This window comes from Austwickia chelonae NBRC 105200, assembly GCF_000298175.1.
In the GTDB taxonomy this organism is placed as follows: Bacteria; Actinomycetota; Actinomycetes; order Actinomycetales; family Dermatophilaceae; genus Austwickia; species Austwickia chelonae.
On the sequence record NZ_BAGZ01000001.1, the window covers coordinates 25,594 to 50,795 of the forward strand.

General features: G+C 62.7%; 20 protein-coding genes. All 20 read right to left on the reverse strand.

The window, feature by feature from the left end:
• Nucleotides 1-158: 158 nt before the first annotated feature.
• Nucleotides 159-1,148, reverse strand: coding sequence for an SPFH domain-containing protein (locus AUCHE_RS00120; RefSeq protein WP_006501214.1), 990 nt, complete (start codon nt 1,146-1,148; stop codon nt 159-161).
• Nucleotides 1,149-1,271: 123 nt separating this feature from the next.
• A complete protein-coding gene (locus tag AUCHE_RS00125; RefSeq protein ID WP_006501215.1) occupies nt 1,272-3,416 on the reverse strand; it encodes a S9 family peptidase in 2,145 nt (714 codons plus the stop codon).
• Between the two features lie 48 nt (nt 3,417-3,464).
• Nucleotides 3,465-7,058 carry a DNA polymerase III subunit alpha gene (dnaE, locus tag AUCHE_RS00130; RefSeq protein WP_040321020.1) on the reverse strand — a complete coding sequence of 1,198 codons (3,594 nt, stop codon included), beginning with the start codon at nt 7,056-7,058 and terminating at the stop codon, nt 3,465-3,467.
• A 57-nt stretch (nt 7,059-7,115) separates the two neighbouring features.
• Nucleotides 7,116-8,036 carry an RluA family pseudouridine synthase gene (locus AUCHE_RS00135; RefSeq protein WP_006501217.1) on the reverse strand — a complete coding sequence of 307 codons (921 nt, stop codon included), beginning with the start codon at nt 8,034-8,036 and terminating at the stop codon, nt 7,116-7,118.
• A gap of 1 nt (nt 8,037) precedes the next feature.
• Nucleotides 8,038-8,547 carry a signal peptidase II gene (locus AUCHE_RS00140; RefSeq protein WP_052024713.1) on the reverse strand — a complete coding sequence of 170 codons (510 nt, stop codon included), beginning with the start codon at nt 8,545-8,547 and terminating at the stop codon, nt 8,038-8,040.
• Between the two features lie 152 nt (nt 8,548-8,699).
• A complete protein-coding gene (locus AUCHE_RS00145; RefSeq protein ID WP_040321054.1) occupies nt 8,700-9,122 on the reverse strand; it encodes a TraR/DksA family transcriptional regulator in 423 nt (140 codons plus the stop codon).
• A 431-nt stretch (nt 9,123-9,553) separates the two neighbouring features.
• A complete protein-coding gene (locus AUCHE_RS00150; protein ID WP_006501220.1) occupies nt 9,554-10,588 on the reverse strand; it encodes a DivIVA domain-containing protein in 1,035 nt (344 codons plus the stop codon).
• 161 nt (nt 10,589-10,749) lie between these two features.
• Entirely contained in the window at nt 10,750-11,031 is a 282-nt protein-coding gene (locus AUCHE_RS00155; RefSeq protein ID WP_006501221.1) for a YggT family protein, read from the reverse strand.
• 78 nt (nt 11,032-11,109) lie between these two features.
• On the reverse strand, nt 11,110-11,643 hold the full coding sequence (locus AUCHE_RS00160) for a cell division protein SepF (RefSeq protein WP_006501222.1): 534 nt from the start codon (nt 11,641-11,643) through the stop codon (nt 11,110-11,112).
• A 75-nt stretch (nt 11,644-11,718) separates the two neighbouring features.
• Nucleotides 11,719-12,390, reverse strand: coding sequence for a YggS family pyridoxal phosphate-dependent enzyme (locus tag AUCHE_RS00165; protein WP_245706837.1), 672 nt, complete (start codon nt 12,388-12,390; stop codon nt 11,719-11,721).
• Between the two features lie 38 nt (nt 12,391-12,428).
• On the reverse strand, nt 12,429-13,166 hold the full coding sequence (pgeF, locus tag AUCHE_RS15995; RefSeq protein ID WP_006501224.1) for a peptidoglycan editing factor PgeF: 738 nt from the start codon (nt 13,164-13,166) through the stop codon (nt 12,429-12,431).
• Between the two features lie 177 nt (nt 13,167-13,343).
• Nucleotides 13,344-14,660: a cell division protein FtsZ gene (gene ftsZ, locus AUCHE_RS00170; protein ID WP_006501225.1), complete on the reverse strand. Its 1,317-nt coding sequence runs from the start codon at nt 14,658-14,660 to the stop codon at nt 13,344-13,346.
• A gap of 187 nt (nt 14,661-14,847) precedes the next feature.
• Nucleotides 14,848-15,465, reverse strand: a complete 618-nt coding sequence (locus AUCHE_RS16860) for a cell division protein FtsQ/DivIB (protein ID WP_177175343.1) — start codon at nt 15,463-15,465, stop codon at nt 14,848-14,850.
• Between the two features lie 238 nt (nt 15,466-15,703).
• Nucleotides 15,704-17,131 (reverse strand): UDP-N-acetylmuramate--L-alanine ligase, encoded by a 1,428-nt coding sequence (gene murC / locus AUCHE_RS00180; protein ID WP_006501227.1) that lies wholly within the window; start codon nt 17,129-17,131, stop codon nt 15,704-15,706.
• Between the two features lie 14 nt (nt 17,132-17,145).
• Nucleotides 17,146-18,300 (reverse strand): undecaprenyldiphospho-muramoylpentapeptide beta-N-acetylglucosaminyltransferase, encoded by a 1,155-nt coding sequence (murG, locus tag AUCHE_RS00185; protein WP_006501228.1) that lies wholly within the window; start codon nt 18,298-18,300, stop codon nt 17,146-17,148.
• The gene (gene ftsW / locus AUCHE_RS00190) at nt 18,297-19,493 is read right to left on the reverse strand and encodes a putative lipid II flippase FtsW (RefSeq protein ID WP_245706838.1); all 1,197 of its coding nucleotides are present in this window, start codon (nt 19,491-19,493) and stop codon (nt 18,297-18,299) included. Before ftsW ends, murG begins: the two co-directional genes overlap by 4 nt.
• A 156-nt stretch (nt 19,494-19,649) precedes the next feature.
• Nucleotides 19,650-21,155: a UDP-N-acetylmuramoyl-L-alanine--D-glutamate ligase gene (gene murD, locus AUCHE_RS00195; protein ID WP_006501230.1), complete on the reverse strand. Its 1,506-nt coding sequence runs from the start codon at nt 21,153-21,155 to the stop codon at nt 19,650-19,652.
• Nucleotides 21,152-22,264, reverse strand: coding sequence for a phospho-N-acetylmuramoyl-pentapeptide-transferase (gene mraY / locus AUCHE_RS00200; protein WP_006501231.1), 1,113 nt, complete (start codon nt 22,262-22,264; stop codon nt 21,152-21,154). Before mraY ends, murD begins: the two co-directional genes overlap by 4 nt.
• Nucleotides 22,261-23,634 carry a UDP-N-acetylmuramoyl-tripeptide--D-alanyl-D-alanine ligase gene (locus AUCHE_RS00205; RefSeq protein ID WP_006501232.1) on the reverse strand — a complete coding sequence of 458 codons (1,374 nt, stop codon included), beginning with the start codon at nt 23,632-23,634 and terminating at the stop codon, nt 22,261-22,263. Before AUCHE_RS00205 ends, mraY begins: the two co-directional genes overlap by 4 nt.
• Nucleotides 23,631-25,199: a UDP-N-acetylmuramoyl-L-alanyl-D-glutamate--2,6-diaminopimelate ligase gene (locus tag AUCHE_RS00210; RefSeq protein WP_006501233.1), complete on the reverse strand. Its 1,569-nt coding sequence runs from the start codon at nt 25,197-25,199 to the stop codon at nt 23,631-23,633. The genes AUCHE_RS00205 and AUCHE_RS00210 overlap by 4 nt, the downstream gene beginning before the upstream one ends.
• Between the last annotated feature and the right edge of the window lie 3 nt (nt 25,200-25,202).

Genomic DNA, 25,202 nt, shown 5'->3' on the forward strand with positions numbered 1-25,202 from the left:
CGTCTGCGGCCCATTTGGCGACAGCATCGTAAGTTTGTGGATCCAGACGCAGGAGAACCTGTTTACGCTCTGCGCGGGGGCTCACGGTCCTCCCTCGTCGACAGTAGGATTTCGTTCTCAACACTGTGTGCAGGGCCGGACGACCCTGCACACACAGCTCAGGAATACAAGCTGCCAGCATTCACGATGGGCGTGGCCTTCTGCTCGGCGCAGAGCACCACGAGCAGGTTGCTCACCATAGCGGCCTTACGCTCGTCGTCTAGTACCACGATGTCTTCTTCCTCCAGTTGCGCGAGGGCCAGTTCGACCATGCCCACAGCGCCTTCGACGATCTGGGCACGTGCGGCCACGATGGCTCCGGCCTGCTGACGCTGCAGCATGGCGCCGGCGATCTCCGGAGCATAGGCGAGGTGGCTGATACGAACCTCCACGATCTCCAGCCCGGCCACGGCGACTCGTTGAGCCACCTCGTGAGCCAGTTCTGCCGAGACCACGTCCGTACTTCCTCGCAACGAGGTACCGGCCCCTTTGGGGTCGTCGTAGGGGTGGGATGTGGCCACATGACGCAGGGCCGCTTCGGATTGCACGCGGATGAAGTTCCGGTAGTCCTCGACCGCGAAGACGGCTTTCGCCGTGTCAGCGACCTGCCAGACCACGATGGCTGCGATCTCGATCGGGTTGCCGTCGAAGTCGTTGACCTTCAGCTCTGAGGTCTCGAAGTTGTTGACTCTCACCGAGACCGTACGTCGCACGCACATCGGGATGAGCATGAACAGCCCCGCTCGGCGTTCGGTTCCGATGTACCGACCGAAGAACTGGATCACCGTGGTCTGTCCCGGTTGGATCACGGTCAGGGCGGTGATCATCATGAAGAGCGCGACACAGACCAGGAGAGCTCCGACACCGCCGAGCGCGTACTTCTCTTTCGGGAAGGACGTGGCGCTGAGAAAAGCGCCGGCAGCTGCGATGAGGAGGTTCACGAACAGCCCGAGGAAGCCGTTCAAGACCATTGCCTGGCGCTCGGCCACTTCGATACGGATGCCGGAGTGGCCTACTGGTGCGCTCGCAAGTGGCGCGGAATCCGGGCCGAGCGAGGTTGTGTCGGGCGACGCGGCAGAGGGGTTCTCGTCGGTTCGCTCTGCGTTCATGATGGCCTCCGGTAATAATTAGTGATAGCAAAGTGATATCACTTTTTTGGAGATGCCACCAGAGGTGTGGGTGACGCCGACAGCCGACATCGACATCACCCACACCTCACTCACAGAACCCGATCAGGCCGTGACCCCCACCCGACTCAACACGAAAGCAGCCTCGTAGGCATACTGCCGCCAGGCGTCATAACGCCCACTCCGACCTCCGTGACCAGCCGACATATCCGTCCGGAGCAACACCGGCGCCTGCCCCTCCACCGCCAAGGAGCGCAAACGCGCCACCCACTTCGCAGGCTCAGTACACAACACTCGGGTGTCATTCAAACTCGTCGTGGCCAACACCGCCGGATAGGAGACCTGCCGCAGGTTCTCGTACGGCGAATAGCCCTTCATGCAGGCATAGATCTCCTGATCTGCGACAGGATTGCCCCATTCCTCCCACTCCGCCACCGTCAACGGCAGAGACTCGTCCAACATCGAGGTCAGAGGATCCACGAAAGGGACATCCGCGTGGACGACGGCGAACAACTCCGGTGCAGCATTCATCGCCGCGCCCACCGTCAGCCCCCCGGCCGATCCACCCTGCAGGATGAGCCGGCCCGGCGCCACCCAACCCCGCTCTTGAAGATGCCTCGCGCAGGCCACCGTATCCGAGAAGGTCGTCGGCTTCGCAGTGAAACGACCCTGCTCATACCAGGACCTACCCATCTCACCGCCCCCGCGCACATGCGCGACAGCGAAGACCACACCACGATCGAGCATCGACAGACGCAACGCCGAGAACCACGGATCCACACTCAGCTCGTAGGCCCCGTACACCATCATGAAAGCCGGCGCGGTACCGTCCGCATCAACATCCGCTCGACGGACGATCGACAACGGCACCGCAGTACCGTCCTCCGCCGTCGCCCACTCACGAGACTGCACATAGCGTTCCGGCCGGTACCCGCCCAGAACCTCCTGCTGCTTCAGCACCGTCCAGGAGATGTCCGACACTCGGATCTCCGCCACGGTCTTCGGCGTGACAAAGGATTCGTACACGACGCGAAGCCGGTCGGTCCTCCATGACGGATTCTGCGCCAACGAGATCGAGAACAATTCCTCCTGCGGAGCCAACGGGAGCAGGTCATCCCAGGTCGCAAGACCTCCCTCCTCATGACGCGCAAGCCGTAACGAGGGAAGGCCTCCTTCCCTCAGCGAGACCACAACCTGGCCGGCGAAAGCATCCACCCCCAAGAAACGGACCCCGGCACGCGGTGCCAGCCAAGAGACCCATCGCTCCTCAGGAGCCGCCGGGTCATCAGATGAAAGCTGGCCCCCGCCCACTGCCACCCCCTGCCAGGACGTCCAGGACACCTCGAAATCCGGGCTCGTCGCATTGTGGGTGATGAACAGGCCCTCACGATCAGGTTCGATGTCGTACTCCAGCCCTTCCCTCCGCCCGGCCACCGAGACCAACTTCGGGCAGGCCAGCTCGAGATCACCCAGCCAGCATTCGCTCGTACTCTTCGACGCCGCCGAGACCACCAACCAACGTTCGTCCCTCGACTGGCCGATCCCCAGCCAGAAACGCTCGTCACGCTCGGTCAACAACAACTCGTCCTGCGTGGGATCGGTACCCACCCGGTGCAACCACACCTCGTGAGGCCGCCAAGCCTCGTCCACCCGCACATACACCAGGTAGGACGAATCAGCCGACCAGACCAGGCCGTAGCCCACTCCGGTGAGCGTCGCATCGACCACCGTGCCGTCCTCGATCCTTCGGACGACCACGTCGAAACGCTCATCACCCGCTCGGTCCACAGCGAAGGCCACCAACTCACTGTCCGGGCTGACCTCGCACGCCCCCAAAGCCAGATAATCCGACCCCGCAGCCTCCACCTCACCGTCGACCAAGACCTGTTCACCAGGCAAGGGACACCCCGGCTCCGGACGAGGCATCGGCTCACCCGGCACATCGGCCACCCTGCACTCGGCTCCGTACTGATGCCCCTCCTGAGTGCGGGAGTAGTACCACCACCCGCGGTGCGACACCGGCACCGACAGATCTGTTTCCTTCACCCTGCTCTTGATCTCACCGACAAGACGTTCGCGGAATTCCGCCAGTGGAGCGGTGATCTCATCGGCATAAGCATTCTCGGCCTCGAGATAAGCACGGAACTCGGGATCAGCGGTATCGGCAAACCATGCGAATTCGTCCTTCACCTGGTCACCGTGCTGTGTGCGGACATAGTCGCGGGTCGCGGCCCGGGGCGGCGTAAGCATGCTCCGACCCTACGTCCCGCCTCTGCGCCTCGACAGAGGATCCCCGTCTCAGACGTCCAAACAGGATGTGCCCAACAACGCCTTGAGATCCCCGAAAAGCTCCGGACTCGCGCTCACCCGCAAGGAATCGTCCAGCCGCATCAGTACCACACGACCCGGCTGGGTAAGTTTGACCTGGACCTCGGTCACCCCTGGATGTTCGCAGAGCACGTCCTTGAGCCCCTCGGCGAGACGCTGGGTCACCCGAGAAGCGGGCAAGGTGAGCACCACCGGCCCACGTGGACCTTCGGTGATATCAGGCAGTGTGAGTTCCTGGGCATAGAGACTGGTCGCATCATCCCGACGGTTCACCCGCCCCTTCACCGTGCACACCACATCGGTCGACAGCATCGTGGAGACCGTCATGTACGTCTTGGGGAAGAACAAGCACTCGACCGACCCCTGCAGGTCCTCCACCGTCACGATCGCCCACAACTCACCATTCTTCGTACGTTTCAGTTGAAGACCGGTGATCAGCCCAGCGATGGTCACGATCGCGCCGTCTCCCCGCCCACCGTCCTCGACCGGCAGGTTGAGGGAACTGATCGAGGTGTCCGCGTGCTGCGACAAGACGTGCTCGATCCCGAACAGCGGATGATCGGACACGTAGAGACCCAGCATCTCCCGTTCGAACGCCAGTTCAGTGGCCTTGTCCCATTCCAGGTCAGGAATCGAGGGAAGCCCGGACATGGCATCCATCGGGCTCTGACCTGAGTCTTCATCCGCAAACCCGAAGGAGGCGAACAGACTGTCCTGCCCGATGGCCTCCTTGCGCTTGACATCGACCAGAGCATCGACGTACTGCTCGTGGATCCGCACCAGGCCATAGCGTGGATGCCCCAACGAGTCGAAGGCCCCCGCTTTGACCAAGGACTCGATCGTCCTCTTGTTGCAGACCACAGCAGGCACCTTGTTGAGGAAGTCGGCGAAAGAAGTGAACTCCCCTTTCTCCTCCCGGGAGTGCACGATCGCCTCCACCACGTTCGCCCCGACGTTACGCACTGCTTGAAGTCCGAACCGGATGTCCTCCCCCACAGCGGCGAAGAAACCGATGGAGGAGTTCACATCTGGCGGGAGGACCTTGATCCCCATATGCCGACACTCGTTCAGATAGAGCGCCGATTTGTCCTTGTCATCACCGACCGAGGTCAACAGAGCAGCCATGTACTCGGCCGGATAGTTCGCCTTGAGATAGGCCGTCCAGTAGGACACCAGACCGTAGGCCGCAGTGTGCGCTTTGTTGAAGGCGTAGTCCGAGAAAGGAACCAGGATGTCCCACAGTGTCTTGATCGCGGTCTTCGAGTACCCGTTGTCGATCATGCCTGCTTCGAAGGGGACGAACTCCGCTTCCAGGACCTCCTTCTTCTTCTTACCCATGGCACGACGCAGCATGTCCGCCTTGCCCAGGGTGTACCCGGCAAGTTTCTGCGCGATCTGCTGGACCTGTTCCTGGTAGATGATCAGACCTTGGGTCATCGAGAGGATCTCGTCCAGTGGCTCGGCCAGCTCCGGATGGATGGGGACGATCTCCTGCCGACCGGTCTTGCGCAGCGCATAGTTGGTATGGCTGTCCGCACCCATCGGCCCAGGACGGTAAAGGGCGAGCGCTGCAGAGATGTCCTCGAAATTGTCGGGCTGCATCAGACGAAGCAAAGAGCGCATGCCGCCGCCATCGAGCTGGAAGACACCCAGGGTGTCCCCACGTTGCAGCAGCTTGTAGGCGTTGATGTCGGTGGGGTCCTTGGACAGCTGATCGAGGTCGATGTCCTCGCCCCGGTTCAGTTTCACGTTCGCCAGGGCGTCGTCGAGAATCGTCAGGTTGCGCAGCCCCAGGAAGTCCATCTTCACCAGGCCGAGGTTCTCGCAGCTCGGGTAGTCGAACTGGGTGATGATCTGGCCGTCCTGTTCCCGTTTCATGATCGGGATGACGTCGAGCAGAGGTTCGCTGGACATGATGACGCCAGCGGCATGGACTCCCCACTGGCGTTTCAGACCTTCCAGGCCCAACGCCGTCGCGACGACCTCCTGCGCGACAGGGTCCGAACTGTGCAGATCCCGGAAATCCTGCGCTTCGGCATACCTCTTGTGACCGGAGTCGAAGATGCCTGACAGGGGGATGCCCTTGCCCATCACATCCGGGGGCATCGCCTTGGTCAGTTTCTCCCCGACGGCGAAAGGATGCCCCAGCACCCGGGCCGAGTCCTTGACCGCTTGCTTGGCCTTGATGGTTCCGTATGTGACGATCTGTGCGACCCGGTCCGAGCCGTACTTGTCCGTCACGTACTTGATGACCTCACCTCGCCGACGTTCGTCGAAGTCCACGTCGAAGTCAGGCATCGACGGGCGCTCGGGGTTGAGGAAACGTTCGAAGATCAGACCGTGCGGAACCGGATCGAGATCGGTGATCCGCATGGCATAGGCGCACATCGATCCGGCACCGGAGCCTCGTCCCGGCCCGACCCGGATACCGTTGTTCTTGGCCCAGTTGATGAAGTCCGCGACGACGAGGAAGTACCCGGGATAGCCCTTCCCGATGATGACCTCTTCTTCGTATTCGGCCTGTTTACGCGCGTAGTCAGGGATCCCTTCGGGATAACGGTCGTGTAGTCCCCGCTCGACTTCCTTGATGAACCAACTGGTCTCGTCTTCACCCTCCGGGCAGGGGAACCGCGGCATGTACTTGCCGGTTTCCTCGACGAAGTCGATCTCGCACCGTTCGGCGATGAGGAGGGTGTTGTCGCAGGCCTCTGGAATCTCCCGCCACAGATGCCTCATCTGCTCGGGCGACTTCAGGTAGAACTCGTCGGCATCGAACTTGAACCTGTTGGGGTCCATGATCGTGGAACCGGACTGCACGCAGAGCAGGGCCGCATGGGACTTGGCGTCTTCGGCATTCGTGTAGTGCAGATCGTTCGTCGCGACCAGTGGCAGATCGAGTTCCCTGGCCAGACGTAGCAAATCGCGTTGCACTCGACGTTCGATGTCGAGGCCGTGATCCATCAGCTCGCAGTAGAAATTCTCCGCTCCGAAGATGTCGCGGAAATCAGAGGCTGCCTGTTTGGCCTCGGCATACTGCCCCAGTCGGAGCCTGGTCTGGACCTCTCCGGAAGGGCATCCGGTCGTCGCGATGAGACCTTTCCCGTATGTCTGCAGGAGCTCCCGGTCCATCCGAGGTTTGAAGTAGTAGCCCTCGAGGCTGGCCAGGGAGCACAACCGGAACAGGTTGTGCATCCCGGCGTTGTTCTGGGCCCACATCGTCATGTGCGTATATGAGCCGGCGCCGGAGACGTCGTCCCTGCTGCCGTCGCCCCATTTCACCCGGGTCTTGTCCGTACGGTGGGTGCCCGGTGTCAGATACCCCTCGATACCGATGATGGGCTTGACCCCGTACTTACTGGATTTCTTCCAGAACTCGTAGGCGCCGAAGATGAACCCGTGGTCGGTGGTGGCGAGCGAGGGCATCCCCATCCGGGCCGAGGCCTCGAAGAGGTCGTCGATCCGCGCGGCACCGTCCAGCATGGAGTACTCGGTGTGGTTGTGCAGGTGAACGAATCCCGACCCGATCTGATCGGATGGGGTTGCGGAGGCTGGCTGGCTTGACATCGTTGTGCGAGTCTAAGCCCCTCTCCCGAGCCAGAGGGGTCAGCTCGGATACAGCGCTCAGGAGGCGATACGGTCGAGCGCAGCTTGGAGGTCCGAAGGGTAAGTGCTTTCGAAGGTGACCCAGTCCCCAGAACCTGGGTGAGTGAGACCCAGGCCTGTCGCATGAAGCCACTGACGTTCCAGGCCTAGTCTTCTGGCCAGCACAGGGTCGCTCCCGTACAAGGGGTCCCCGCAGCAGGGATGCCGGGTGGCAGCGAAATGGACCCGGATCTGGTGGGTTCGTCCGGTCTCCAGATGGACCTGGACCAGGCTGGCGGGACCGAAAGCTTCGACGACCTCGTAGTGGGTGATAGCCCGCTTACCTGATTTCATCACAGCGTACTTGTAGTCGTAAGCGGGATGGCGTCCGATCGGAGCGTCGATGGTACCGACCACAGGATCCGGTAGCCCCTGGACGAGCGCGTGATAAGTCTTCTCGACGGTTCGATCGCGGAAAGCCCGCTTGAGCACCGAGTAGGCGTATTCGCTCTTCGCTACCACCATCAGCCCAGAAGTACCTACGTCCAACCTGCTCACGATGCCCTGGCGCTCCGAGGCACCAGAGGTCGAGATCCGGTAACCAGCGGCAGCCAATCCACCCACCACTGTCGGGCCGGACCATCCCACACTCGGATGCGCCGCCACTCCCACCGGTTTGTCCACGACCACGATGTCGTCATCGTCGTGGACCACGGTCATCCCCGGCACCGGTTCAGCGATGACTTCCAGCCCCGGAGGAGGTGCGACCGCAGGAAGTGCGACCTCCAGCATCCCCCCAGCCCGAACTCTGTCCGATTTCCCGACGGTACGACCGTCGAGAGTGACCGCACCTTCACCTGCCAATTCGGCCGCCCGAGTGCGGGAAAGACCGAAGAGCCGCGCCAGCGCAGCGTCGACCCGTTCCGCGTCGAGTCCGTCCGGCACCAGGAGGGTGCGCATGTCAACCACGATTCTTATCCCCAAATGTTCCCGAGTTCCCCTCAGCGGGGTCCTTCTTGTCCGCGATGTCGTCACCCTGCCTGGTGGTGGGTGCGGCAGCGCCCGTCTCCTCGCCGAAAGCCTCTACCCCCATCGCGGTGGCGAGAGTCACGATCAAGGCTGCCCCCACGATGGCCGAGTCCGCCACGTTGAAGATCGGCCAGTTGGGCAGTTCGAGAAAGTCGACCACGTGACCGATCCCAAAACCGGGCGAACGGAGCAACCTGTCGGTGAGATTTCCCAGCGCACCGCCCAGAGCGAGACCGGCTCCCGTTGCCCACTGCCACGTCTTCAGCCGAGGAGTAAAAAACAGGATCACGGCCGGGACGACCGCCTGAATGATGGTGAAAACCCAGGTGATATTCGACCCCAGCGAAAAAGCAGCACCGGAGTTGAAGATCAGATGGAGCTGCACCAACTCGCCGAGCCATTCCCTCCGGTTACCCGGCTCGAGATGCGTCAAAGCCCACATCTTCGTCAACTGATCTGCTGCATAGACCAGGACCGCGAGCCCCAGAACCAGAGGAGTCCACCCAGCAGCCGAGTTACCTCGTCCCGCAGACCGACCGCCCGGCACCTCAGGGAGCGGGGGTTTCGCCCCCCCACTATCAGCGCCAGCCACTGTCAGCGTCGTTCCTGTTTCTGCTTGCAGGAGACACACAAAGTGGCCCGGGGAAAAGCCTGCAGTCGGAGCTTCCCGATCGGCTGAGCGCAGTTCTCACAGACCCCGTAGGTGTGCGCGGCGAGACGGTCCAAGGCACGCTCGGTCTGCGCCAGCAGGCCTCGCGAGTTATTGGTCAGCGTCATCTCCTGCTCACGTTCCAGGACCTTCCCACCGGTATCGGCAGAATCGTCTCCTGACCCACCGCCGTAGTCCCGCATAAGGTCTTGCAGGTCCATCTCCGACTCTGCCAGGTCTGCGGTAAGACGCTCGCGCTCGCTCAGAAGCTCTGAGCGCACCTCCTCCAGATCGTCGATCGTCCAAGGTTCCTCCCCTTCACGGGTCGGAAGCCACGTCAGATCGGAATCATCGTGTCTCGCGCTCATGCTCGCCTCTGTGACACCGGCCATGGCGTACCTCGCTCGTCGTTCTCGCACCGACCGGAATGATCAGTGGTGGAAAGGATAGACCGTCGAAGGCCTAACTCGATGACAACACCCCTGGTCTACCGTCCAAAGTCACCGGATCACGGATGACTCTCTCAGGTGGGCCCGGCCTAGGTCGATCCTCGACGAACAGTGCGAATCGCCGCACGATCTTTCCCAGGTAACCAGGCCCGCACAACTCTCCCGCTCGGAAGGTCCTCCCGAGACGGTGAACCTTCACGCCCTGACCGACAGAACCTGCTCAGGTTCGTCCGACCAGACCGCGGGCATCATGTCGTCCACATGTCGAACACAAATCCAGGCACAAGAAGCTGCCCCGACGTCGCTGAACGACATCAGAGCCTCCCGGCGGTACCGTCCTGACTCCAGGATCAGCCGATAGCGCTACGAGGAGCCACTGTCTCGGCATTGGCCAGAGTGTGAAGCTGACCCTCGATGAAGGAACGCAGCCGGTTGCGGTAGTCCTGCTCGTACTGGCGGAGTTCGGCGATGCGCTGGTTCAGCTGGGACTGAGTCCGCTCCATCTCCTCCAACACGGACTGCCGCTTCTGCTGGGCCTCTGCCACCATACCGGTCGAACGCTGACGCGCCTCGGTGATCAAGCGCTCGTGGGTCTCATTCGCCTCTGCGAGAAGACGATCGTGTTCGGTCTGCGCGGTGCTCAAGAGCTCACGGTGCCGGGACTCGGCGGTGCCGATCAACTCGTTGTGGCGCGCCTGTGCCTCACCCAGCAGCTGGTCACGGCGAGTGTTCGCTTCAGCCAGCATCTGGTCGCGCTGAGTCGTGGCAGCAGCGAGCATCTGGTCACGCTGCCGAGTGGCTTCGCCCAGCAGACGATCGTGCTCCGCCTTGCCCTGGGTGACATATTCATCGTGAAGCTTCTGAGCAAGCGCGATCACACCGGCTGCGTCGCCTGCGCCACCGGTCGCGGCCGCCACCATCGGATGTGGAGCGGGCGGAGCACCTGTGGGAGGCATATCGCGACGCGCCTGATCAGCAGCCCGGGCCGCCGCTGCTGCCTGCTTCTCCGCGTTCTCGGCATCCGCACGAGCCTTGGAGATACGAGCTGCGGCATCCTTCTCAGCCTGCTCGGCGCCCGCACGGGCACGCGCGATACGGTCTTCGGACTCCCGCTGGATACGTTCAATCTCAGCCTTAGTGGAAGCCTCGCTCTGGCGAACTGCGTAGGGATCCATTCCCACACCGACAGCAGGCGAGTCCTGAAGGCCCTTGCCCTGCTGGGCGGCCTCCAGTTTCCGCCGCAACTCGGCATTCTCACCAAGCAATCGGCGCAGTTCAACAACCACTTCGTCGAGGAAGTCGTCGACTTCCTGTTCGTCGTACCCACGTCGGAACTGGGTAGCAGTGAAGTTCTTATTAAGGACATCTTCGGGCGTAAGAGCCATGTCGTCCCCTCGATCGGACCTGTAGTGGACAGGCGTCAGCCTACCCAAGTGCGTAACGTCGCTCGGGCAAACACTGGTGCGACTCGCCGTGTCGACAACTGCGCTTTAGGTCTCTGACCTGGACGATCGTTCATCCTAAAATCATCACAGCCGAGGGCACTTCATCGAAGCACGAGCACACGCAGAAGCCAGATGATGAGGACGACCACCATAAAAGATAGGTCAAGAGCGACTCCCCCGAGATTCAACGGCGGAACGACCTTGCGTACAGCCCGCAAGGGCGGGTCCGTGACCGTGTAAAGGCCCTCAGCTATCACGAGGAGCACCCCGCGCGGTCGCCAGTCTCGCGCGAACATCTGGATCCAATCCAATGCCAGCCTGGCCAAGAGTAGCAGCAGGAAGACATCCAGGATCAATATGAGCAGGAGCCGCACGGCGTTCATGATCCCAGTATCAACGACGAAGCGCGCAGATCCGGACAACACCGGACCCACGCGCTTCGACGACGGGTGTACAGCGACTCAGCTCTGGTTGAACAGACCGCGCCCATCCTTGGCGCCGTCTCCCCCCTCGGTCGTGATCTCCACGGTGGACGGAGACAACAGGAAGACCTTGTTCGTCACCCGTTCGATCGCGCCTTGCAGACCGAAGACCAGCCCGGCAGCGAAATCGACCAGACGCTTGGCATCCGCGTCGTCCAGATCCGTGAGATTCATGATCACCGGCGTGCCCTCGCGAAAGGCTTCGCCGATGTTGCGCGCGTCATTGTAGGTTTTCGGGTGAATGGTGGTGATGCGGTTCACGGCGGCGACCTCCACATCGTCGACGACCTGCGCCACCGGCGTCGTCCGCAACGGCGTTACCTCCGCGTGGTGCATCGGCTCTGGGTCGTAATCGTCATGCAGCGACACAGCATTCGCGCCATGCATGACCGGTGCCGCGCGACTCAATCTGTCCGCATGCCCTCCTCCGTTGTGTCGCGGATTGTCGTACGCCAGTTCACGCTCGTCATCACGCAAACCCAGGTAGACACTCGCATCCTTCAAGAATCCCATGGTCGTCGCTCCTTAGCTCACCCGTCGCCTGCCATGACGCCCCGGAGACGGAGACGCCAGTGCTCATTAGCGAAACTAGCCGGTCGGCGTTCTGGTTCCGAGGATTGCGCTACCGACACGCAGAAGTGTGGACCCGTGTCGTATAGCTGCTTCCAGGTCTGATGACATCCCCGCCGAGATCACTCTCGCAGAATCCTCATAAGACCGAAGAACCGTTGCCGCAGCAGCCAGTTCCGAAAATGCGCTGTCAGCATCCGCAGCTGGAGGCGCCACCGCCATCACACCGCGCAGATGCAACCGTGTGGACTGCGCCACCCGCTCGGCAATCCGCGGAAGCCCAGCCACATCGATACCGCCTCGTCCCTGCTGCCCGTCGAGAGAAACCTGGACCAACACGTCCATCGAGCGTCCAGTGCGCTCAGCCCCTCGTTCCAGCGCCTCGACCAGACGGATCCGGTCCACCGAGTGGACCACATCGGCATAACGAGCAACCGATACCGCTTTATTCGTCTGCAGCTGGCCGATGAAGTGAACGGTCAGGGCGGCACGCGCCTCAGGCGCGAGAACCTTCAGCCTGTCGAGCTTGTCCTCAGCTTCCTGACTCCGGTTCTCACCGATGTGTCGTACACCCAAAGAGGCCAGATGGACCAGGTCGTCCACCGGAAAGTATTTCGTCACGACGACCAGGGTGATCTCAGCTGGGTCACGTCCACAGGAATCACAGGCAATACCGATCCTGCTCTGCACCTTCCCCAGGGCAGCCGCCAACTCCTCACGACGGCCCATCATTCTCCCCCTTGCACTATCACTCCGGCGAATCTGCCTGTCACAGCATCGCGACGGTACGAATACAGATTCGTGGATTCACGGGTGCACCCCGGTCGCCAGGACACATCCACCCCCAATGAATTCAGTTGCTCCACCACACCAGCTGCTATATCCACCGCGGGGCTTCCGGCCCAGCTGACGGTGGCGCTGACCGGAGACACTGCAGCTACAGCCGCCTGCATCGCAGCAGGAACCTCATAACAGCGGCCGCAGACCGAAGGTCCGACTACCGCCTCAATCCGCCGCGCGCCGAGGCCACGCATCGTCCGCACTGTCTGCGGAACAACACCTGCCACGAGTCCCAGCCGCCCAGCATGTGCCACACCAATCACACCAATAGTGCGGTCGGCCAAGAGAACAGGAACGCAATCCGCCACCAGGACAGCCAAAGCCACGCCTGTGGAGTGGGTCACCATAGCATCCGCCACTGGCGTTAAACCTGAAGTTCCCTCAACAACGGCGACCTGTGCCCCATGCACCTGTTCCATGAAGTACAACCGATCCGGTTCCAGACCCAGATCAATCGCCAACGCCGCCCGGTTAGCGGCCACAGAAACCGGATCGTCGCCGACATGATCCCCAAGGTTCAGCGACCGATAAGGCAGGGAGCTGACTCCTCCCGTTGCATCGGTGAAGCCCCACCGAAGCCATCGTCCCCCGGGCAGTCCCTCACATGTTTGAGTCCATTCCCACACGTCGTAACCCTACGCTGCACAAGCTATTTCCGGAGCAAGCACTCATCTCCCGGAACAAAAGTTCCAGCAGACACCTGACAACAGGCGCCTGCTGGAACAGAACCGTGCTTCAGCAAGGAGAACCCCGGCGTGAAATCCGATTCGGACGACTGCCGCCGACCGAGATCTCGCCGACACTCACTTCAGAAAATCAGGGACGTCCAGGTCGTCGGCTTCGTCAAAAGTGACCGTCCGCGGAGGACGAGCAGGTTCCGAGGGTCGGTTCGGCCCTGGGGAAGCAGGCTCTGCAGGACGCTCCAGCTTTCGTTCCGGACGCGTCTCCCGTCCCGGCTCTGGCTGAAGTCGAGCAGGTTCCATCGGACGTCCTGGCGGAGGAGGCATGACCTGACCCAGACGGGGGTGTGCCGTCGGGGGCTGCATCGCGGGAGGAGCCGATTGCCGCGGAGCCTGCGGCGGCACCGCCGGCCGCTGCTGAGCCGAAGAAGCAGGACGCTGCTGCGAGGAACCGGCGGCCTGCCCGAGACCGCGTTCGCTGGTCCGCTGCGGGCCGCCCGAATCAAAACCCGCGGCGATCACGGTCACACGGACCTCGTCCCCCAAAGCATCGTCGATGACCGCACCGAAGATGATGTTCGCTTCCGGGTGGGCAGCTTCCTGAACCAGGCGCGCAGCCTCGTTGATCTCGAAGAGACCCAGGTCGCTCCCTCCCTGGATCGACAGAAGCACACCGTGAGCCCCATCGATACTGGCCTCCAGAAGAGGTGATGAGATCGCCAGCTCGGCCGCCTGGACCGCACGCTCATCCCCCCGCGCCGAACCGATCCCCATCAGGGCCGAACCTGCGCCCTGCATCACCGACTTCACATCGGCGAAGTCCAGGTTGATCAGGCCCGGAGTCGTGATCAGATCGGTGATGCCCTGAACACCGGAGAGCAACACCTGATCAGCGCTACGGAAAGCGTCCAACATGCTCACCGCCCGATCACTGATCGACAGCAATCTGTCGTTCGGGATCACGATCAGCGTGTCGACCTCCTCACGCAAGGTACCGATACCCGACTCGGCCTGGTTCGCCCGACGTCGCCCCTCGAAGGTGAACGGGCGGGTCACCACCCCGATAGTCAAGGCACCTAGCCCCTTGGCGATCTTGGCCACCACCGGAGCTCCGCCGGTACCTGTACCGCCGCCCTCTCCTGCCGTGACGAAAACCATATCCGCGCCCTTGAGCGCTTCCTCGATCTCTTCGGCGTGGTCCTCAGCCGCGCGTCGGCCCACCTCGGGGTCTGCGCCTGCGCCCAACCCACGGGTCAGCTCACGACCCACGTCCAGCTTCAGATCGGCATCGCTCATCAAGAGCGCTTGGGCATCGGTGTTAATCGCGATGAACTCGACACCTTTGAGGCCGACCTCAATCATGCGGTTGATCGCGTTGACACCGCCGCCACCGATGCCGACGACCTTGATCACGGCCAAGTAGTTCTGTGGTGCTGCCACGACGGGGGCCTCATTCCTGGATCGATGGTGGTGCGTGAGGGGCGCTGCCTAGGGGGACCGCGTCCAAAAAGTGCGACGGTGCGCTCCAGCTCGGCCCCATCGTACGGCACGTCGCCCGGGACTCAAGTCGCCGACATGCGGGAATCCGACTGCGCTCAATACAGCCTGACCGACGGTAGTCCGCTGGTCACGAGGCGACCGGAGAATCCGGTGCGCTGACGTTGATCGATCGGACGCCCTTCTGCTGGAGCAAGGCGGTCAGGATCAGAGCTTTTTGCCGCCCCTGTCCAGACCCGCCCCAGATCACCGCCACCCCGTCGACAACGAAACGAACATTGTCAGGAGAAGAAACCTCCAGACCCGAGACCTTAGCTCTCTGCCCCGCGTCCAAAGACTTCATCGCCGAAGCCGCAGCCACGATCTCCCGCTTGTCATCGTCATGGGCGACAGCCACCGTAGGAACGCCTTGAGGAGTAAGCGACACTGACATGTACGCAGCACCGTCCCCGTCGATGAGATCAAGGGATTGCCCCCGATCGACAGCCATCACAGGCTTACGCGGCACCACAGTGACCTTCAGACGATTCGGCCAATCACGCATGACATCGGCCCGCGCCAGCTTAGGCAGACGAGCCACATCACGTTGGAGACCAACTGTATCAACCTGGATCAACGACTCGCCTTTGTGGGGGTCCATGATGCCGTGGACCTGCTCCTGAATATCAGGATCTCCTCCGACCACCTCCACCGAAGCAACCCGCAACCAAGGGCTTCCCAGAACCACCCACAACACGGCCAGAGCCACTGCCGGCCCCAGGAGCAGCCAGGCACGAGGGCGGCCACGACGACGTTCTCGTTTTCGACCTGCCTCGCCCCTAGGACGACGTACTTTCAGACGCGGACGTCCGGAGCCCACCCCCCGATCATCCACACCGGACGTAGGTGAAGATGCTGTACCACCTACACCTTTCGTTCCGGACTGCGCCCGCGGACGTCTGACCCGTGGAGTCTTCCCTCGCGGAGAGCCGGCTCCGGAGGGCCGGTCACCGCGCGGAATGTTCATCACTTTTCTGCCCGGCCAAGAGTTGCAGAATCCGAGGACCTGCCGTCGTGACATCACCTGCACCCACTGTCACGACCAGATCCCCTGGGCGAACCACCGAGACGACATATCCCGGGACCTGTGCCAGCTGTTCGATGTACTCGACCCGAACCGCACTGCCGCGATCGATCTCAGCGACGATCGTCCTCCCGTCCACGCCCGGAATCGGATCCTCGCGAGCTCCATAGACATCAGTGACGACGACCAGATCCGCACCGGACAGCGCTCGCCCGAACTCCCGAGCGAAGTCCCGAGTCCTGCTGTACAGATGAGGCTGGAAGACCACCACCAGACGGCCGGGCCGGGCTATCCTGGCCGCTGTCTCCACGACCGCAGCGACCTTTCCCGGATTATGCGCATAGTCGTCCACAACGCGCACGCCAGCGGACTCGCCCTTGACCTCGAAACGACGCCGCGCCCCTCGGAAAGCAGACAATCCTCGAAGAACCGCCTCCGCAGGCACCCCCATCCCAATGTGCGCAGCGGCGAAAGCCGCAGCAGCATTAGCGACATTGTGTCGGCCAGGAACCGACAGGTGCAACGCATGACGACGCCCCTCGTGGACCAATGTCGCGGAGGACTCCAGACCGTCGAAGGAGACGCCCTCGATGCGGACCTCGGCGCCCTCGGCCTCACCGTAGGTCACCATGCGCGCCCTGCCATCGGTCATCCGCACCGCGAACTCCGCCGACCCGGGGTCATCCGCGCAGGCTACCAACGTGCCACCGTGCGGAACCGTCCTGCCGAAGGCTAGGTAAGCTTCCTTGACCTGCGAGAAGGTCCCGTAGAAATCCAGATGGTCCGGCTGGATGTTCGTCACCACCGCCACCTCCGGGTGGTAGACGAGGAAGGAGCCGTCGCTCTCATCGGCCTCGGCCACAAACAAGTCGCCTCCGCCCAGAGCGGCATTGGTCCCCGTAGCGACCAATTCCCCCCCGATGGCATAGGACGGATCGACGCCAGCATGCGACAAGGCTGTCGCCAACATCGAACTCGTCGTCGTTTTGCCATTCGCGCCAGCCACCGCCACCGAACGATGTCCGGACATCACCGACGCCAGCGCCTGCGAACGGTGCAGGACACGCACACCCCGGGCCCTCGCTTCGACCAACTCGACGTTGTCCTCCCTGATCGCCGAGGAGATCACCACAGTGTCAGCATCGGCGACATGAGCCGGGTCGTGACCGACGAAAGTGCGGACACCCTCACCGGACAGGCCCCGAAGAACCTCGGAATCCCTCGCATCCGACCCGGACACCTGGACGCCCGAAGCCAACAGCAAACGAGCGACGGCGGACATTCCTGCGCCGCCCACGGCCAACACATGCACCCGCCCCAACTCCTCAGGAGACGGAACCGGTGCATCCACATCGAACCTCAACCTCACCGCGTGCTCTCCCGCCATGCTTCATACACCAAATCGGCCAGCCCCTCGTCCCCGTCACGACGCCCCGAACGCGCCATCGCCTCAGCCATCCGCAGACAACGTGCTTCATCCCGAAGCAACGGGATCACCGCAGCCCGCACCCAGAAAGCATTCACATCGGCGTCGTCGAACAACAAACAGCCACCGGCCGCCTGCACGTCAGCGGCGTTGAACCGCTGTTCCCCGTTCCCGATCGGCAGAGGAACGAAGATGGCGGGAAGCCCCACCGCAGCCAACTCGCAGACCGTATTGGCGCCTGAGCGGCAGACCACCAGATCAGCTGCCGCATAGGCCAAATCCATCCGATCCACATAAGGAAGCACCACATACGGGGCGCCGTTCGCTCCCTCCGGGGTGAACTCCTTGCCCAGACCGGTGACATGAAGGACCTGCACACCGCTCTGCGAAAGATCCCCGGCCGCTTCAGCAAAAGCCGAATTCAGTTTGGCCGCCCCCAAGGACCCCCCGGTGACCAGCAGAACCGGCCCGTCCGGCTCCAGACCGAAATGCGCCCGTGCACGGACACGCTCAGCTGCCCGGTCCAGACCGGTGATCTCACCCCGCAGAGGCATCCCCACCACGCGAGCGTGCGCCAGATCCGTCCCGACGAAGGTCGTCGCCACATACGGGGTCAGACGAGCTCCCAGGCGGTTGGCCAACCCCGGGCGGGCATTCTGCTCATGGATCACGATCGGGATGCCGCGTTTCTTCGCAGCCAGATAAGCCGGGCTCGACACATAACCACCGAAACCCACCACAACCTCGGCCGCGACCTCGTCCAGGATGTCACCGGACAGATCGACGGCATCCTTCAACATGGCCGGCAGACGCAAAGCATCGACATGAGCCTTCCGCGGAAAAACCACCTTCGGAATCGACCGCAACGGATACCCTCGCTCCGGCACCAGCCGTTGTTCCAGACCGGTGCTGGTGCCCAGTGCGGTGACCGTCATCGAGGGATCACGACGACGCAGACTGTCTGCCAAGGCCAACAGTGGGGACACGTGCCCAGCCGAGCCACCCCCCGCCAACACCACCGAACGTGGGCCTCGGGGAACCCTTAACGACCCTTCACGTGAGCTCTCGGGGACATCGGGGCGAGCGGAGGTCATCGGCGCCTCTTCCTCAACGGTGACAAGATGGACAACGAACGGGCAAGAACATGCGGCCGCTCCGTCAACGCACGTTGACAGGCCGGCTCGTTACGCGCGAAGGACACGACCATACCCAGGCCGAATAATGTGGTCACCATCGCCGACCCCCCCGCGGAGACCAGGGGAAGAGGAACGCCGATCACCGGTAACAACCCGATCACCGCGCCGATATTCACCACCGACTGGACCACGAACCAGCCCATCACCCCTGCCGTCGCCAACCGGACGAACATGTCCTCGGACTGGAGGATCACCCGGTAACAAGCCACCATGATCATGCAGATCAGCAGGAGGATGGAGAAAGTCCCGAAAATGCCCAATTCCTCGCCGATGATCGCGAAGATAAAATCGTTATGTCGCTCGGGGAGCCACCCCCATTTCTCGCGACTCGCCCCCGGACCCAGCCCCCACAGACCACCGTCGGCCAAGGCGAACTGGCCGTTGATCGCCTGCCAACAAGCCCCGTCGTGATCAGTGGCCTTCTCGCAGGAGAGCCACCCTGCGATCCGACGCATCCTGTTGGCGCTGAGCAGCGCCAACAGAAGAACCAACACGGTGCAGCCCGCCACGCCCACGCCCAGGATCCGCGAGGGTATACCTGACGTCCACAGAACAGCGAACAGGATCCCGAACAGAACGATCGCCGTCCCCAGGTCTCCCCCACCCAGGACCAGCCCGAACAACAAAGTCGCCGCGGGAAAAATTACCGGGATCACCACATGTTTCCAGTCCGCGAGCCGGTGACGTTTCACCGTCAGGATCCAGGCCGCGTACAGGATCAACCCCAATTTCCCGAACTCGCTCGGTTGGAACTGCAAGCCTCCCAAACGCAACCAGTTGGTATTACCGTTCGCGGAGACCCCCAGCCCCGGGACAAAGACCAACAGCTGGAGAAGAAGCGCACCCACCAGGACCGGCGCCCCCAGCGAACGCCACACCGAGATCGGAACCCTGCTCGTCACCATCGCCAGGACGACGCCGATCAGCGCGAACTTCGCCTGGTTCAATCCGATCGTGAAGACATTGCCGTTCTCGTGCAAGGACATCACGCTCGAAGCAGAGAGAACCATGAACAGCCCGATACCCAACAGCGTCCCGATCGAAGTGATCAGGAGATAGTAGGTGGACAGCGGACTGTGCAAACCGGACAACGTCGAACGAGGGTCAGGGGATCCCCCCGGGGCATCCGCACGCGAGGCCGGGCGGATACGACGCCTCACACCCATACGTCGGCTCGTCGTGCTCACGTCGTCCCAGCCTTTCGTCCCGGCGGCAGATGATCAAGCCTCCCCGAGTCGTTCACCCCGTCATCCCTCGTCGACGGACAACAGCGACCGCACCGCTGCAGCGAAAGCATCCCCCCGGGCACCGTAATCCGTGAACATATCCATCGAAGCCGCCGCCGGTGCTAGAAGAACCACATCACCCGATGCAGCCAGCTCCGCAGCACGAGCGACCACCCGGCCCATCACACCAGTGTCCGTCTCGCTGAACTCAACCACCGGAATGTGTGGGGCGTGTCGGTCCAGGGCCTGCCTGATCCGGTCACGGTCGCGACCGATGAGCAGAACAGCCTTGAGATGATCACGAGAACGCTCAACGAGCTCGTCGACATCGGCCCCCTTCAGAAGGCCCCCAGCGATCCAGACCACCGACGGATAAGCCGACAACGAAGCAGCTGCGGCATGCGGATTGGTGGCTTTGCTGTCGTCGATCCAGCCCACGCCTCGCGCCGTCGCCACCTCAGCGATGCGATGTGCTTCGGGACGGAAAGACGCCAATCCCTCACGAACCGCCAGAGGAGAAGCCCCACAGGCTCTCGCCAACGCGGCTGCGGCCAGTGCATTGGCCACGACATGCGGGGCCGGTGCTTGAAGACCGGAACGCAGGACGTCCAGCGTTCCCAGCTCTGCAGCCGAGGTCTGCCTCTGCGCGACAAAGGCCCTATCCGCCAGCACGTCGTCGACCAGACCGAGCATCGACAATCCGGGCACGCCCAAGGTGAATCCCACCGCGCGACAACCCTCCTGCACATCTGCGTCGCGCACCATTTGCTCGGTCAACGGATCATCGACGTTGTAGACACAAGCGACTTGGGTTCTCTCGTAGACCCGCGACTTGTCCCGCGCATAGTCCTCGAAAGAGCCGTGCCAATCGACGTGATCTGCTGCCACGTTGAGACAGGCCGAAGCCAAAGGAACCAACGAACGCTGCCAGTGCAGCTGGAAACTCGACAGCTCGACCACGATCACGTCGTAGGGGGTCGGATCGAGGACCGCTTCCATGATCGGCGTACCCACATTCCCCGCGGCCACAACCCGCTTCCCCGCCGCCTCCAGTATCGACGTCACCATCTTCACGGTGGTCGTCTTACCGTTCGTCCCAGTGAGCGTCACCCAGGGCGCAGCCCCCTCCCGGGGACGCATCCGCCACGCGAGTTCGACCTCCCCCCAGATCGGGACTCCCCGAGAAGCGGCCTCGGACAGAAGCGGCTGGTTCGGGCTCCACCCCGGTGAAGTCACCACCAGGTCTACACCCTGCGGCAAAGTCTGGACGTGCTCAGACCCCAGGCGCACATCGACATCGAGCACGCGCAGAATCTGAGCACGCTCCATCAGACGATCACCGGAGTCGGACGCGTCGACCACTACGACCTGTGCGCCCTGCTCGGACAAAGCGTCAGCTGCAGCGAACCCTGAGATCCCCAGTCCGGTGACCACCACCCGTAACCCGGACCAGTCGGCCTCTCGGCAGGTCAATCCAGGCCGAGGCTCATAAGGATCGGAAAACGAGCTCGTCGTCTGCGAGGTCATACCAGGCCTCCGGTGAACCACTCGGCGTAGAAGATGCCCAGAGCCAGGGCCGCACATACTCCGGCGATGATCCAGAACCGGATCACAATGGTGATCTCGGCCCATCCCAGCAGCTCAAAATGATGCTGGAGCGGAGCCATCCGGAATACCCGACGACCGGTCAGTTTGAAGGAAGCGACCTGGATCATCACCGACAGGGTGATGATGACGAAAAGTCCGCCCAGGAGAACCACGAGCAGCTGGGTCCGAGTCATGATCGCGAAGCCGGCCAGTGCACCACCCAACGCCAACGAACCGGTGTCACCCATGAAGATCTTGGCTGGGGCAGCGTTCCACCAGAGGAAGCCGAAACAGGAACCAGCCAGAGCGGCCGCCGTGATCGCCAGATCATAGGGCGCGGCGACCTCATAGCAGTTCGGGGACATCGCGACCGGATGACAGTTCTGGTTCATCTGCCAGATCCCGATGAGCACATAGCTTCCGAACACCATGGTGGAGGCCCCGGTGGCCAAGCCGTCCAAACCGTCGGTCAGATTCACCCCGTTGCTAGTGCCTGCCACGATCAGGTTCACCCACAGAATGAAGAGACCCAAGCCGATCACCGGCCCGAAAACAGCCAGGTCGAGCCAGGAAAGGTCTCGAACAAAACTGATCTTCATCGAAGCCAGGGGATTGCCGCGCATATCTGTCATCATCACGGCGACCACGGCGAAGACGCTCCCCACCAGGATCTGCCCGAACAGTTTCTGTGCCGAGCGCAGACCCAGGCTGCGTTGCTTGCTGATCTTGATGTAGTCGTCCAGCCAACCTACGAAGCCCAGCCCCGTCATCAACCCCAAGATGAGCAGAGCGCTGGGGGTCACACCGAAGGCGATCCCGTCCGATCTGCGCATCGTCAGCAGATGAGCCACGAAATAACCGATGAGCGTGGCAGCGATGATCACGAAGCCGCCCATGGTGGGAGTGCCGCGTTTCGTCTTGTGCGTGGTCGGTCCGTCGTCCCGGACGAACTGACCGTAACCTCGACTCACCAGGAACTTGATGTAGAGAGGGGTTCCCAGCAAAGAGATGAAGAGCGCCAACGCAGCAGCGGCAAGGACAGTTTTCATGCCTGCGACTCCTCCGCAAGCCGCTCGCCGAGATGGCGAAGCCCGCTGTTCCTGCTCGACTTCAACAAGACGATGTCTCCCTGTACAAGTTCTGCTGTGAGTAATTCGTACGCTTCGTCGATATCGGCCACCGTACGACCGTATGCGCCGGCGCCCTCGGCGACGGGAAAGGCTCCCTCGCCCACGGCGATCACCCGGTCCACGCCCAAGGAAGCTGCCAAGGCGCCACTGGCGCGATGTGCGCTCTCGGATTCCTCACCCAGTTCGAGCATCTCGCCGATGACAGCCCAGGTTCTCCGACCGGAGCCCATGGCGGCCAAGGTACGCAGTGCAGCGGCCAACGAGTCCGGATTGGCGTTGTAGGCATCGTTGAGGACGGTTACCCCGTCCTGGCGGTCGTGCCGTTCCAAGCGCCATCTACTGCTCAACCGAGCCCGACCGAGAGCTCCAGCGATCTGCCGGACGTCCATTCCCACTTCTCGTGCGACCGCCGCCACCGACAGACAGTTGTCGACCATATGCTCGCCCAGGACCTTCAGGTCCACGCGCGCTTCACCTTCCGGAAAGATCAGGAGGAAGGAGGCCGTTCCTTGGTCGGACATCGAGATGTCAGCTGCCCGGACATCGGCCGACGCACAGCGACCGGTGAGCACAACTCTCGCCGATGTATGCGCCGCCATCGACGCCACCCGCGGGTCATCCGCGTTCAGGACAGCTAGACCGTCCTTGGGCAGGGACTCCACCAGTTCGCGCTTAGCCTCGGTGATGGCTCCGATTCCACCGAACTCCCCGACGTGCGCGCTACCGACGTTGAGCACGACACCGACCCGGGGCCTGGTCATGTCGGTCAGATATTTCACATGGCCGAGTCCACGCGCACCCATCTCCAGAATCAGGTGTCTGGTCTCCGGTACGGCCCGGCAGACGGTCAGCGGCACACCCACCTCGCTGTTGAGCGAGCCTATGTTGGCCACTGTCGATGCGGACTCGCCCAGGACCGCAGCGAGCAGGTCCTTCGTCGAGGTCTTCCCCGAGGATCCGGTGACACCGATGACGGTGAGTTCCGCGATGTCGTCAATGACCGCTGATGCCAACGAGGAGAAGGCTTCCTGGACATCGGGGACCAGGACGAAGGGCAGCTCGTCGACCGGCGCGGTGACCAGCGCAGCCAGAGCACCGTTCAGTGCCGCCTGGCCGACATAACGATGCCCGTCCGTCTGCTCACCGACGCGGGCGATGTAGAGGGAACCAGGACCTGCTTCCCTGCTGTCGGTCACGACCGGACCGTCGATCACGATCGAGCCGACGGCGCCCTCGGACAGGCGGCCTCCCGTGATCTCGGCGATCCGAGAAAGTGTCAACGGGATCACGGATGAGCCACCTCGCTCCAAGCCGATTCCACGGCGACACGATCGTCGAAAGGCACAAACTCACCCATGATTTCCTGTTTCTTCTCATGGCCTCGCCCCAGCACCGCGACCACGTCCTGGGGTCCGGCACATCGCAGGGCCTCGGCGATACCCTCGGCGCGCTCGGCCACATTGCGGATCGGCGCGCTGTCCTCGGCTGCGCCAGGTCTGTTCTCGACCCAGCAAGCACGCGCGCCGACGGCGATGGCCTCACGGATCACCGCAGGGTCCTCGTCGCGAGGGTTGTCATCGGTGACCACCACCAGGTCCGCGTACTCCATCGCCGCGCCTCCCATCAGAGGCCGTTTGCTGCTGTCCCGATGGCCGCCGGCCCCGATGACGGCGATCAGCCTGCCCCGGGTGTTCTTCTTCAGAGTGGCCAAGGTCGCCCGAACCGCCTCGGGAGTATGTGCGAAATCGACGTAGACCGAAGGGGCCTCCGCACCGAGGTCGACCGGCTCCATCCGGCCGGGCACACGCGCCCCGTCGGCGAGCGCAGTTTCGACCTGGGTTCTCGACAATCCGGTCGAGGAGAGCGCCACTGCCACGAAGGCCGTGTTCGACTGGTTGTAGTCCCCAGGCAGCGCACCCTTCAGGTGGAAGGTCTCGTCCGGACCGACCAGGGAGAAGGCGTCGACACCACGTTCGGGTTCAGGAACCAGGGTCCAATGCGCGTCGCCGACAGCATCAGCTCGGGTCGCGACAGTCACCACCGGGATGGATGCTTCCCGGGCCAGTCTTGCTCCCCACGCGTCGTCGACACAGACCACTCCTAGGCGGGCGCGCTCCGGAGTGAACAAAGAGGCTTTCGCCTTGAAATAGGTCTCCATGGAGCCGTGGAAGTCCAGGTGGTCCTGGGACATGTTCGTGAAGATGGCGACATCGAAGACCGCGCCGTCGACCCGATGGAGCTCCAGAGCGTGGCTGCTCACTTCCATCACGCAGGAATCGACGTCCTCCTCACGCATGAGCGCGAAGAGAGCATGGAGATCGCAGGATTCCGGCGTCGTGCGCACCGATGACACGCTGCGTTCTCCCACTCGAGTCTCGATAGTGCCGATCAAGCCGGTGCGTCGACCCATCGCGCGCAGCGCACTGTCGACGATGTACGCGGTGGTCGTCTTGCCGTTGGTGCCGGTGACCCCGACGAGTGTCAGCGCGTCGGCTGGCCGATCGTACATCAGCGCCGACAAAGCCCCTAAAAGGTCTCTCGGAGAGGGCACCACGATACGAGGGAGCTCGACGCCAGCCGCGTCCATCAGAGCCTGTCCCTCGGGATCGGTCAAGACGGCGACAGCTCCGCTCGCCGCGGCCTGACCTGCGAAAGAAGCCCCGTGCACATGCTCCCCGGGCAAGCCTGCGTAGATGTCCCCGACGGTTACCCGCCTGCTGTCCAGGACGATGCCGCAGGCTCCCACGTCCGGGGACGGAAGGCCACCCGCGAGTGTGAGCTCTGCGCCCACTTCCCTCGCGAGTCGTCGAACTGAAACCTGGGGAACCTTGGTCGGGCGGAGGGTGCTGCTCACCGG